Here is a 12,078-nt window from a genome sequence, read left to right on the forward strand (position 1 = left end):
AAATAGGATCTATTAATATTTCGCATGAAGGCATGAATTTCCTCTATACCATACTAGTCTCTTTGTAAAGTGTTTCAGAAAAGCACCAACCCTTTGTACAATCTACATTGGCAACTGGCTGGCGCTATCTTTGCAAATTGAAATGTTACTGATATCAGTAAAACGTTCACCCTCTAGAGTCAGTGCCCTTAAGTCGTTGTACCTCCTCTTCAGGAGAAAGGAAGGATTCCAAGGTTTTTCTTCATCAAAATATTTATTACAGCTACGAATGAACGTAAACACGCTCTCCAGCGCTTCTTTTAACTTTCCTTTCTCAACAAGGTCACCACATTGAATATACAGGTCTTCCATTTGTTCTTTGATATTCGTATCGATCACACTTTGAGGGATTTTTTTATTCCCCATTATGGCTATAAATAAATTCTCTCCAAGAGAAATCCGTATCTCGATTTTCTGGACCATTGGCAATAAGGAAATAACGGATTGAATCCGCCTCATACCTCTCTAATAGATAGGGAACCCAAACAGCCCAGTTTCGACTTGTTGAAAATTTTCTTCCTTCTAGGGTGAGAAATTCGATGGATACAATATGATCTGGCAGGTGTAAATTCTTCAAACCAAGCAGAATTGCTGGCCATACTAATGTATGAAACGGGATATTATCTTTCCCATGAATATAGTAGGCTTTTACACCGTCCTTGGACCAATACTTTTCCCACGATTCTCCGCGCTGATTGGCCCACTGCTTACTGGCAGACAGATACCCACTTACCGCCTCTACCCACACATAAATTTTTTTCCCATCAAAACCTTCTAGGGGAACATCTACCCCCAATCCAAATCCCGAGTAGCAGCTCGATCCTGCAGCCCTTCTCTTAAATAACGTCTGGAAAGTCCAATGGCGTTTTCCCTCCACCCATCCGCTTGATCCACAAAATTTTCTAGCTTATTCTGAAATTTCAAAAGTGACAGGAAGTAATGATCGGACAACCTTGACAATGGACTTCCGTTGCATAACTTACATGAACGATTATGCAGTTCCAACGGATCCAATAATGCGGAACAGACATCACATTGATCACCTCTAGCTGCACTATCACAATGAGGACAGTTCCCTTCTACATAACGGTCTGGCAGAAAACGATCGCAATCGTTACAGTACGTTTGTTCAACTGCTTTTTTATAAAGTACACCATGATCCAGTAGTTGATTAAAAATCTCTTGCACAACTTCGTGGTGAAACGGATGATCCGTTCGCGTATATAGGTCGTAGGAAAACCCCATTTTATGGAAACAATCCACAAACTCATTATGATATCTGTCTGTAATTACTTTAGGGGAAACCCCCTCTTTGTTAGCTTGAATTGAAATAGGTGTTCCATGACAATCACTTCCTGATACATAAAGTACTTCTTCTCCTTTTAGCCGAAAATACCGCGCAATCACGTCACCTGGAAGTAAACTCGCTACCCGTCCTAAGTGAAGTGATCCGTTTGCATAAGGCCATGCACCTCCAATAAATATGCTCATCCTCAATTTCCTCCCTAGTTTACAAATTCTTGAAAACAAAAAAAGCCCTCGTCCTCAAAAAGGACGAAAGCTGTCGCTCACGTGTTTCCACCTAAATTTACCGATCCCTCACGGAGACCGGCCTCTACAAGTACGTCACCGCATAAGGTGATTATACCCTGGCACGTTAACGGGTGCGCCCGGTGCGGCCTACTACCTCTCTGGGGGTTCGATGCACAGCTCTGAGACCATGTTCGTCAGACGTTTCTTTACTCCTTTTCACCTACCGGAGCTCTCTGTTAAAAGAAAGGGGTCCAACTACTCTTTCTCGTCGTTGCCTTATTCATATTCCTTATATAACCAATTATAAATATATATTTTCAGAAATCAAACTAATATTCAATTATAAAAAGATTATACTTTTCTCGGAGGGTTATTTAAACCATCCCTTCTCTTTGAAACGCATAATAGCCTCAATTCGGTTACTGACATTGAGCTTATCGAGAATAACGGAAATATAGTTCCGTACAGTACCTCTTGTTATATACATGTGATCAGCGATTTCCTTCGTATTTTTACCGTCGGCGATCAAGTTCAACACTTCCTTTTCCCGCTCGGTCAAAGGATTCTCTTCATTATAAGTTTCATCTACCAGCTCTGAGGCATAGATGCGTCTGCCAGCCATCACGCTCCGAATGGAGGTAGCCAATTCCTCGCTTGGGCTATCTTTCAACAAATACCCGTTGGCACCTGCCTTCACGGCCCTTTCAAAATACCCGTAACGGGCAAACGTAGTCAATATAATGACTTTGCAACCCAATCCCTTTAGTTCTTCCGCCGCATCTAAACCGTTCATGATTGGCATCTCAATATCCATGACACAAATATCTGGCTTATGCAGTTTAACCAGTTTTACAGCATCCTCGCCATTGCTTGCTTTACCAACGACCTGCATATCCTCTTCCAAATCTAGTAAGGAAGCAAGTGCGCCAAGCAGCATTCGCTGGTCCTCGGCAATCACAATTCGGATCATATCCGCACCTCCCTTTCTGGTGGTATGATAGCATTCGGCACTTTGATTACGATCATTGTTCCTTGGTCTGAGACAATTTCCATACAACCGTTTACAAACTCAAGTCGCTCTTTCATGCCTCGTAATCCATTCCCAAGTAAAACAATACACTCTTTCGTCATACCGATCCCATTATCCCCAACCTTGATAACGAGATCGCTTGGTGATGGCTCAATGGAGATTGAACACGAAGTAGCACTGCTATGTTTGATAATATTCGTAATCGATTCCTTCAAACACATACTCAACACGTTTTCATTGATCAAGGAAGTGTTGGTTAACTTCGGATCTCCCTCCACAATGAGGTCGATCTCAGCAGCTTTCAAAATCTGTTTGATTCGAAACATCTCTTCCACGAGTCTCGTTCCACGCATTTGCGTTACGATTTCCCGAACTTCCTTTAACGCAATTCGAGCTGTCTGACGAACATCATTGATTTCGATTTGTGCTTGCGCTGGATTTTTGCTAATTAATTTCCCTGCCAAATCACTCTTCAAACCAATTAATGAGAGCTTCTGACCAAGTGTATCGTGTAAGTCGCGGGCGATTCTTTGGCGCTCTTCTAACTTTACCAGCTCGGAAATCCGCTTATTTGCATCCTCTAGTTGTCCCTGGAGTTTTTCACTCCTATTCCGGTTGAACGTCGTGACAGGGATGAGAATTACGGCTATTACACAAATGATGATAAAGGGTAATTGGGTAAAATACACAGGGTTTTGGGATACCAATCCATAGTTAATCGTTACAATCGTGGTAACTAGATGAATGCAATACAACGTAATAAAGCCTGCTCGACTTTTCATGGTACCAATAAAAAATGCTAAGAACAGAGAAAAATACACATAGCTGAAGGCGATCCCCATAATAATCGAAATAATCATTTGTACGCTAGTCCAAAAGTACACAATCCATCCTTTAGATACGAAAGACAGCACGTAGCAACTAAAGAAAACCATGATCATGATGGTGCCTAACACAATGTGGTAGGTGGTCGAAGAACGAAATATAAAATAAAAAGGAAGGATATAAAAGACAACCCACACATACGGACTAATACCGGTGTTTTTGTGAAAAATTTGATACCACTTTTGCATAGTCCGTTTAGCCTCTTTTTCTCCAACATAGTTTTAATTATATTCTAGTATAACATGAATCGATGTATTTACTGCCCTTGAAAGCTTGATTTACGGACTTTTACGTTTATTTTGTTAGCCAAAGGATCATCCTCTTCTTCCTTAAGGTGCACCTGCTTATTATTTTTATAACCAACAAACGTTTTATTATGCTCATCCCATAGTTTGAAATTTAGCGACTTCAAACTAGCGCTGATTGTAATGGTCGTTGCTTTTTGAAGTGGAGGCGTTGCATTATGCGCTTTTTCCAAATTATAATTTGGCACTTTCGGACTCAAATGATGGACATGATGAAATCCAATATTGCCAGTAATCCATTGCAGAAGCTTCGGCAGCTTATAATAGGAGCTTCCTTCTACCGCGGCTTTCACATAACTCCACTCATCTTCTTTCTCGAAATAGGAGTCTTCAAACTGATGTTGCACATAAAACAGCCAGATTCCCATCAAGCCCGCTACGAACATAATTGGAGCTTGAACCAGAACAAACGACTGCCATCCAATTATCCAGATCAGTCCCCCATATAAAGCAAGGATGGATACATTCGTCATATACGTACTGATTCTTTCCTTGCGTCTAGCACCTTTTGTATTAAAGCGGTTCGTAAATAGGAACAAAAAGATGGGACCCAGTCCGAACATAATGAATGGGTTTCGATATAACCGATATGCGATTCGGACCCATACGGAAGATGCTGCATATTCGTCGACGGTAAGTACCCACATATCACCAATTCCACGTTTCTCGAGGTTACTGCTCGTTGCATGATGGATGGAATGACTATTTTTCCACTGCTGATAGGGAAAGAGTGTAAGAATTCCCGTAATTGTACCGATGATTTCGTTAGCTCTACGGCTTTTGAAGAACGATTGATGACAACAATCATGGAAAATGATAAAAGTCCGTATAACAAATCCGGATGCGATGATCGCAATCGGCAATGTGATCCAATAGGATATCGATAGGCTTAGATACGCAGCTACCCATAGTACGATTAAAGGTCCTAAGGTATTAATTAGCTGCTTGATACTAGCCCTCGTATTTGATTTTTCATAAGGGGCAACCTGTTTTTTTAAGTTCGTTAGCGTGGATTGTGTCATCGTATAGTTCCTCCTCGATATGGTGCGCAGGACATGTTAGCGAATATCAGTTGTCGTATCCTATCTTCATTATAGATATCGCTTTCAATTCGTTGCAGTCATAAACATCATGTAGACGGTATGATAAATGTCATATAGACGAGATACAGATTTGCTTATTACACTTTTGTGTGTTAGTATTGGGTTATAAACGGCTTTGACATAAACTCACATATTGAAAAAGTGATCATTTGTGTAATGGTACCTTTTTCAATGTGTGATTTTTTTTGTTTAAAAGAGCATGTTAATAACAATTTGGAGGTAATTATATTATGGAAACAGGAACAGTGAAATGGTTTAACGCAGAGAAAGGCTTTGGATTTATTGAAATGGAAGGCGGAAATGACGTATTCGTTCATTTCTCCGCAATTCAAGGAGATGGATTTAAATCATTAGACGAAGGACAACGCGTAGAATTTAATGTAGCTCAAGGCAACCGCGGTCCTCAAGCTGAAAATGTTGTAAAACTGTAATAATACACAGTGAACTGTCCTTAACATGTGTTAAGGGCAGTTTTTTTTATTATAAGGAGGAGAAAATTATGTATTTTCAAAGAAAATCAGTTGAGGATCTCATTCAGGAAAACACGAAAGTTTGGGCTTGTAATAACGAAGGTTGTAAGGGATGGATTAGGGACAATTTTTCATTTGAGTACGTCCCAACTTGCCATCAATGTCATTCTCCCATGATTAGTAGCTTGAAAATGCTCCCAATAATTGCTAACTCCAATAAAAATATGAAGTCTCTTCATAAAGGCAGATTAATCTCCTGATCAATTAGACCGGAAACAAAAAAAGAGAAGATCCAAATGGGCCTTCTCCCTCGCATTAATCTGTGAACCTATAAAGTTGTTCCTTTGTAAATGTCCATTCCGGGGTATTCAACTTTCCCTCAAACGCAGTGGAATACCAAGGATTCCCCTCCCCATTCGCTCCATTCTCCAGTATGTGTATGTCTTGCGCAGGTGTGTAGCCCTGAGCTAATAGAAAGAGTTTTTCACCGGTTTTGGAGTTCTCAGCCATATCCAATACCACAATTGCATGTCCAGGTGTGCCCCCTTCCAGAAAGACATCTCCAGCCTGTATCTGTGATATCGGCACTGGTTTCATTTCCTTCGATAAGGACAATGTTCCCGCGTACGCAAATACCATGTTCAGATAACTTCGAAACACCTCGTAGCTGTTGGAGGCTGCTCCCCGTTTGGCCCATGAGACCTTGTTGCCGGAAACTTCAATCCGATTCCCTTTCCTCCAAGTTGCATAGTCAGCTTTAAACCCATTTGTAAAATTGAAATGAATTTTATCATAGTTGCCATTGCCATACAGATATTCCGCCCGCAGCCTCATTACCGCATCGGCGCACTGTTGGAGATCCCGCTCTCCTACATCCACATCGAGCACAGCTTCGTAAACCTCTTTAGCCTTAAGATCCCCATTAAACAAATGTACCTTGGAGCCATGCGGCTTTAGTGGTAGATTCCGCAAATAATGCCCATATGACCCATCCGCTACGGGAACTCTCTCATAACCATTCGGAACGGCTATCCGGTCTATCACGTTTGCTCCATCAGCATGAATCAGCTGTTGTTTGTTGGATTTGGTTCCCAGAACAGCATCCGCGATTTTCGACCGTTTCTCACCCGCGGCTGAGCAAGAACTAAGCAGCAGCGCAGAAAGAGCAGTAATTGTTATCCATTTTTTTATCAACATCTGCAGCTCCGTTCATGGACCTATGTCTATACTCTCTATCTATTGGAAAATAGTGCCTCTTTAAATAGACGATCCTCCAAGCGAATAGTTGCTCATAAGTGCTCGAACCGGTGTATGTCTCTGCTTCTTCTATTGCCGTATAACAGGAATACCAGGCGGGAAGCTTTCGGTCCATTCCCCGTTCTCATAACGGAGTTGAATTGTTCCAGTTGGAACATTCAGCTGTAAGGAGAATGACGTCCAGCTTGCAGGAAGCTTCGGACATAACACGATCTCTTGCCACCCCGGCTTCGCTGGCTTTAGACCTATAATATCCTCGATCAACACAGGAACCGGTCCGCTTGCCCATGGATGGCACAAGCTTGTGTTCCATTTCTGGTCTTTTCCCCATGCTTCAAAGCAGGTGGTTGCACCTTCTTTGATCATATTCCCCCAAGAGTGTTCATCATCAGCTGAGAGCAAGTCATAAATCAACGCATGCTCTCCAACTTCCGCAAGTGCCTTCATGACAAAGTAGGAGAAATAAACCCCGCATGCGAAACGCTTGGTGCGGATCATATCAACAATCGCGCTGATTGATTGCTCCGGTGCGATATGGAATAGCAGCGGGAGGACATTGGCATGCAGCGCATGATGCGTACTCTGCTCCGAATCTCTAAACAAACGGTTCTTCTCATCATAGAAAGCTGCTAAGAAACTCTTTTTTAATCGCGGCAGGCGATTCTCATAAGCAACCTCGAGTAATTCGCGAATCTCGTTTACAGTACTTACGCAGCCGATATATAACGCATTGATGACGTTATGGCAGCCAGGACCGACTGGCCTGCTCAGTTCAAAATCATAGTTGTCACGTAAGTTTTGTGGCCAATCGACTAGATTCCATTTGTCCGTAACACCTTCTAGCAACCCATCTTCACGCTCAAATTGCTCAAAATGTGTAAGTAAACCTTCCGCATACGGGTACATCTCCTGGAGAAATGCCGTATCACCGCTATAACGGTAATACTGCATCACTTGCATCGGCCACTGTAAAGAGAAATCAGCTATTTCTTGCATAAAATGTCCCGGTACAACGGCCATTATCCCTTCACAGACGAATGAACTACGACCAAATTGTTCAATTGCCTTCCGATACAACCGTAAATCCCCACTGAGCAGCATGTGTGAGTGACCAATAATCGTATTATCACCCAGATATTGCCCCTTCTCTCGGCTCGGACAGTCTACGAAATTTTCTTGTGATCCGTAGCGGACACCATTTTTGCAAATGTCAAAAATTTGATTCATCAATTCATCCGAGCTGTGCAGCACACAGCTTTGCTCATCTAACGGATAATGCCTGACTACGGCGTGAAAGGAATCCGGTCTCAGTGCTTCCTCAGGTCCCTGCACTTCCACATAACGGAACGCCTTGTAATCATACGTTTCGAAATCGTCTATGTCACCGGATAACGTCCACTGGTCATGATAAAGGCAATTGCAGCGCATTTCGTAGCGAACTGCTTGATCTCCAGGCAACAATTCTTCCCCTGACAAAATATGTACTTGTTCTCCTGCATTTCCATGTGCGCGCATGGCGAATTGGCCTGTCAACTCGGTCCCAAAGTCGATCAGATAGTGACCAGCTGCAAGCCGTTCGACATGTGAAGGTTGCTTCTTATATACGTCGAGCAGCGGAGTCGGCTGCTGAACAAATGTATAATCGGTATGCTCGACAGCTTCTGCATGTGCCCAATCTGAATCGTCGTAATCGACTTCTTTCCAGCCCAACTCCGATTGCCTCGCATCCAAATGCTCAGTGAATTGCGTATCATAACCAAACGTCACTCCGGGCAGATTATCTTTAATCCGTTTCGCTTTCCAAGTACGGTCCGTTTTGACCAGCAAATTCTTGCCTGCCCACAATTCTGCAATGAGACCTTGCCGGTTATCGGCGCTATTATAAGCCCGATTTAACAACCCCTGATAGTAGACATGAACGGCTATTACATTTTTCCCAACTTTTAAAAAAGAACGTACATCTATGCGATTGTAATAATAATGATTCGCATCACTCTGTGCGGGCCCTTGTGCAACGAACTCACCATTGATATACAGTTTGTAATAATCATCTGCCGTTAGATGAAGCCAGATCTTGTCATCATCTATCACCTTGTCATCCAACATAAATACATTTCTTACATACCAATGGTGATGCTGTAAATCAGGAAGATACGGTTCGACTACAACTTCTTCAAGCTCTTTATGGTAAAGATAGGATTTTTCCAAATTCATAAAAGCACGATCTGTCAGCCAATTTGCCTGCCACTCTTGTGTCAACCTGTCCCTCTCCTCTGTATGTGCGTAGTATCATTAGAATAGAATAACAACTCCACTATTCGTGAAAACACAGGATGATTCCTTTTCTTCAAATGAGAAAAACCCGATTTCTCAAATGTTTTGTAACCTTACTGCAGCACATTCTCATTTAAAAATGGATTGTCCCTGACGATTTTTCTTACTTTCTTCATTGTATCCGGGTATTTGGGCACACCAGCAATTCGATCGAGCAGCAGCCATCTTAGGGAAGCCATCGCTTCAAAGATCTCCAGCTCCCCCGCAGCTACAGGAATTTCCTCTTGATATTTGTATAAAAAGGTAAGGTATTTGCTCTCACTCACATAGATACGCAGAAGCAGACAAGCCCATGATAGATCATACCTAGGATCTCCTAATTGTCCGTTCGTCCAGTCGATCACCGTGTATTCTCCATCGTCTACTAGCATATTGCCTAGATTGAAATCTCCGTGTATGATCCGGTCCATTTTCATATCCGCTGCGTTGACGAGATGGATCAGATTCTCTTTCATTGCCGGAAATGCTTCAATCCCAGGGAAAAAGTAGGCAATAAAATCAAACTTAGTTAGTTCTGTCCCCGCCAAACCATCTGGAGACAAGCGATGAATGTCGGCTAGAACAGACGAAATCTTTTTGAAAATGCTCGGACTCACCTTTGTAACAGGAGTTCCGTGATAGCGGGTTAGCAACACCGCATCTCCAGCTTCGGTTTTTCCAAAACCGATCGGTTCGGATACGCGGATTTTCTGACGTTGAAGTGCTTCCAAAAGGCGATATTGACGTAGGACGTCAGGTTTTGAACGTTTGTTCCACACCTTCAGTACAAATGGATTCTCGCCAAGTGTGATCTTCACCACTTCCGCCTCAAGCCCTGGCGAAAGCGGACTAAACGTCAGTTCGGCCCCCGAAGTAATCAAGTTGATCAGAATTGGGTTTGTCTCATACCATTCAATACCGTTAAATAAAGCAATCATTGCATGTCTTGCTACCTTATCTTCACATTGTTTCATATATCACCTCTGGTGATTTAACTTCTTCCAGAGAATTCAACATATTGCTGCGTAATCCTGCTTGTGTGAGGGGCCTTCAACAGTTCAATAAATTCTAGAGTTGAAAATCACAATAAAGACATGAAAGTAGATACATCAGTTAAAAAATGTTGCTAGGTAGTTTATACATTTATGTGCGTTCTCCTCCTATATAAAACTGCTACTGCCGCGGCTATTAGGATCATGCCCATGAAAGCAGGTGCGGCATGACCAAATGAAACATAGATTTGACCTCCAACGATAGGTCCAATCATCCTTGCTAAAGCCTGAATAGATTGGCTGCCTCCTTGGATTCTTCCTTGTTCACTGGCGTCGACAGATTTGGAGAGCATCCCATTGAAGGAAGGCCCAAAGACCGAATCACCAAAACCAAAAATAAATATGCCAGCAATTAATAGAGGATAGAATACGAACATTGATGATAGTGCAATAAGACTGTAGCCTACAATTTCCGAAACCATACCAAGAATGACAATCTGTTTATCTCTAAATTTCATCAATAACTTTGGCATGATGAAACTTTGGGAAATGATGTCTTGAACACCCATAATTGAAAACATAAGTCCGATTAGTGCAGGCTTCCAACTGAACGTATCCACAGTAAATTGTGAAAATACAGCCTGTAAGGCTCCGTTGGGTATCCAAAGTAAGAACGCGGAGACAAGCAGCCTGTTTAAGTTTTTCGTGGAAAGTAAGGCTGCAAGTTGGGTAAATGGATTCAATCTTAGAAAGGTAATCTCTTTCAGTCTATTCTTCTTGACAAGACTCTCTGGCATATAGAAGAATCCATAAACAACATTCAATAACGTTATAAGTGCTCCAACATACATAGGTGCTGCATAATCAAATTTGGCAAGTAATCCGCCTAATGATGGTCCAAGTACGGTACCTATACCGACTACCGCACTCGCCCATCCAAAGTATATGGTTCTCTGTTCTGGAGGAATGATATCGGCAAAATAGGCGAAGATCGTGCTTATGCTCCCTCCTGTTATCCCTTCTATGATGCGCCCAACAAATAGTACCCATAGAGCTCCTCCAATGCCAAAAACGAAGTACCCGACCGCGGAACCCAAAAGGCAAACTAAGAGTAAAGGACGACGGCCATATTTGTCGCTTAAAGCTCCAAGTACAGGGGCTGCAAAAAACACGCAGAGGGCATACACAGAAGTCAGCAGCGTAACAACGATAGCTTGTTCTTCCGGACTACTTGTATAAGGTTTCACTAAGAATGGGACAATCGGTGCTATGATACTGAAACCTATTCCGCAAAGAAACACAGCGATAAGGCCGAACAGTAAAGCGTGTTTATTTACAATTTGATCTTTTTGTTCTTTGTTCTGTTTATTGTGTGATCTACACATGGACATGTAAGTTCTCTCCTTAAATAGTCACTATTTTGATTCCTGGGAAACAAATATATCCTATCGCAACTTTGTTTCCTTGTCAACAAAAAAAGGTTGATAAAAAAGCAGCCCGTTCTCAAAAGAGCCCGGCCTGCCTGATCAAACATTTTCATAATGCAATTTTATTCCGAGTTCACATCTAATCCCTGTTTCTTTATCTCTACATCCAAATGCCTACTATACTTTTCCGCGAAACGAAGTATACTCTCAAATTGTTCCTCGGTTACCTGCTCAAATACGGCTTTATCACGTTCTTGAAACTCTTTGTGCAGATCGTCATGGATCTTATTAATTGCTTTCCCCTGCTCAGTAAGCCTAAAATAGATTTCTTTCTTGTTATCTGACTTCTGGTAGCTTTCGATAAGACCTTTTTCTATGAGTTTCTTAGTTAATTTACTTAGAGCACCGCGCGTCATGTAAAAGGACTCCGCAAGCTGCGTCACGTTGGAATCTGCATTTTTTTCAATGTATTCGATGCAATGAACTTCAGATGATGTATACCCCTTCAGACTATCCTCCATCTTATCCTTGTTAAGCCATACTAACTTGTTATATAAGTCTCTAAAAGCCATAATAACTTGATCTTCTTTACTCATGGCTAGTCCTCCCACCGGTTCTTGCATTAATCCTATTATATTCATTTTTGTTTCTGTTTCAACAATAGTAAGGGATTTATTGGATAAACGCAAAAAAGAGCTTACCGCGAAGCAAGCCCTTCAGCTTT

At 42.0% G+C, this 12,078-nt stretch carries 10 protein-coding genes, 1 pseudogene and 1 other annotated feature; of the genes and pseudogenes, 2 read left to right on the forward strand and 9 right to left on the reverse strand.

Translation table 11 applies throughout. The features are described from left to right. Positions 1–228 precede the first annotated feature (228 nt). The 4 genes and pseudogenes from metG to desA form a co-directional block, all read right to left on the reverse strand. Positions 229–1,530 (reverse strand): annotated as a pseudogene (gene metG / locus L6I86_RS30750) (methionine--tRNA ligase); the annotation flags it as partial. Between the two features lie 56 nt (positions 1,531–1,586). After that, positions 1,587–1,853 (reverse strand) — a binding site (T-box leader). Between the two features lie 89 nt (positions 1,854–1,942). Next, complete coding sequence (locus L6I86_RS30755) at positions 1,943–2,542, reverse strand: response regulator transcription factor (RefSeq protein WP_056625596.1); 600 nt, start codon at positions 2,540–2,542, stop codon at positions 1,943–1,945. Next, on the reverse strand, positions 2,539–3,675 hold the full coding sequence (locus L6I86_RS30760) for a sensor histidine kinase (RefSeq protein WP_236292389.1): 1,137 nt from the start codon (positions 3,673–3,675) through the stop codon (positions 2,539–2,541). Before L6I86_RS30760 ends, L6I86_RS30755 begins: the two co-directional genes overlap by 4 nt. Positions 3,676–3,743: 68 nt before the next feature. Further along, entirely contained in the window at positions 3,744–4,814 is a 1,071-nt protein-coding gene (desA, locus tag L6I86_RS30765) for a Delta(5) desaturase DesA (protein ID WP_236292390.1), read from the reverse strand. Positions 4,815–5,125: 311 nt separating this feature from the next. On the opposite strand from desA, the gene L6I86_RS30770 reads away from it, so the two are divergent. Both L6I86_RS30770 and L6I86_RS30775 read left to right on the forward strand, forming a co-directional pair. Beyond that, on the forward strand, positions 5,126–5,326 hold the full coding sequence (locus tag L6I86_RS30770) for a cold-shock protein (RefSeq protein ID WP_056625586.1): 201 nt from the start codon (positions 5,126–5,128) through the stop codon (positions 5,324–5,326). Positions 5,327–5,394: 68 nt separating this feature from the next. Further along, positions 5,395–5,625 (forward strand): cold-shock protein, encoded by a 231-nt coding sequence (locus L6I86_RS30775; RefSeq protein WP_236292391.1) that lies wholly within the window; start codon positions 5,395–5,397, stop codon positions 5,623–5,625. Positions 5,626–5,680: 55 nt separating this feature from the next. Here L6I86_RS30775 and L6I86_RS30780 read toward each other — a convergent pair whose 3' ends face one another. The 5 genes from L6I86_RS30780 to L6I86_RS30800 all read right to left on the reverse strand — a co-directional run bounded on the left by L6I86_RS30780 (position 5,681) and on the right by L6I86_RS30800 (position 11,950). Continuing rightward, positions 5,681–6,559, reverse strand: coding sequence for a DUF4846 domain-containing protein (locus tag L6I86_RS30780; protein ID WP_236292393.1), 879 nt, complete (start codon positions 6,557–6,559; stop codon positions 5,681–5,683). Positions 6,560–6,691: 132 nt separating this feature from the next. Then, positions 6,692–8,881, reverse strand: coding sequence for a family 78 glycoside hydrolase catalytic domain (locus L6I86_RS30785; protein WP_236292395.1), 2,190 nt, complete (start codon positions 8,879–8,881; stop codon positions 6,692–6,694). A gap of 128 nt (positions 8,882–9,009) precedes the next feature. After that, complete coding sequence (locus L6I86_RS30790; protein ID WP_236292397.1) at positions 9,010–9,909, reverse strand: phosphotransferase family protein; 900 nt, start codon at positions 9,907–9,909, stop codon at positions 9,010–9,012. 161 nt (positions 9,910–10,070) lie between these two features. Next, entirely contained in the window at positions 10,071–11,318 is a 1,248-nt protein-coding gene (locus tag L6I86_RS30795; protein WP_236292399.1) for an MFS transporter, read from the reverse strand. A gap of 158 nt (positions 11,319–11,476) precedes the next feature. Continuing rightward, positions 11,477–11,950 carry a MarR family winged helix-turn-helix transcriptional regulator gene (locus L6I86_RS30800; RefSeq protein ID WP_236292402.1) on the reverse strand — a complete coding sequence of 158 codons (474 nt, stop codon included), beginning with the start codon at positions 11,948–11,950 and terminating at the stop codon, positions 11,477–11,479. Positions 11,951–12,078: the final 128 nt, after the last annotated feature.

Origin of the sequence: Paenibacillus allorhizoplanae (genome assembly GCF_927798215.1) — a bacterium.
In the GTDB taxonomy this organism is placed as follows: Bacteria; Bacillota; Bacilli; order Paenibacillales; family NBRC-103111; genus Paenibacillus_E; species Paenibacillus_E allorhizoplanae.

Excerpts from the sequence above, each read along its gene's own strand:
- L6I86_RS30790 (WP_236292397.1), bottom strand. The coding sequence starts at position 9,909 with ATGAAACAATGTGAAGATAAGGTAGCAAGACATGCAATGATTGCTTTA.
- L6I86_RS30760 (WP_236292389.1), bottom strand. The coding sequence starts at position 3,675 with ATGCAAAAGTGGTATCAAATTTTTCACAAAAACACCGGTATTAGTCCG.
- L6I86_RS30770 (WP_056625586.1), top strand. The coding sequence starts at position 5,126 with ATGGAAACAGGAACAGTGAAATGGTTTAACGCAGAGAAAGGCTTTGGA.
- desA (WP_236292390.1), bottom strand. The coding sequence starts at position 4,814 with ATGACACAATCCACGCTAACGAACTTAAAAAAACAGGTTGCCCCTTAT.
- L6I86_RS30755 (WP_056625596.1), bottom strand. The coding sequence starts at position 2,542 with ATGATCCGAATTGTGATTGCCGAGGACCAGCGAATGCTGCTTGGCGCA.
- L6I86_RS30800 (WP_236292402.1), bottom strand. The coding sequence starts at position 11,950 with ATGAGTAAAGAAGATCAAGTTATTATGGCTTTTAGAGACTTATATAAC.
- L6I86_RS30795 (WP_236292399.1), bottom strand. The coding sequence starts at position 11,318 with ATGTCCATGTGTAGATCACACAATAAACAGAACAAAGAACAAAAAGAT.
- L6I86_RS30775 (WP_236292391.1), top strand. The coding sequence starts at position 5,395 with ATGTATTTTCAAAGAAAATCAGTTGAGGATCTCATTCAGGAAAACACG.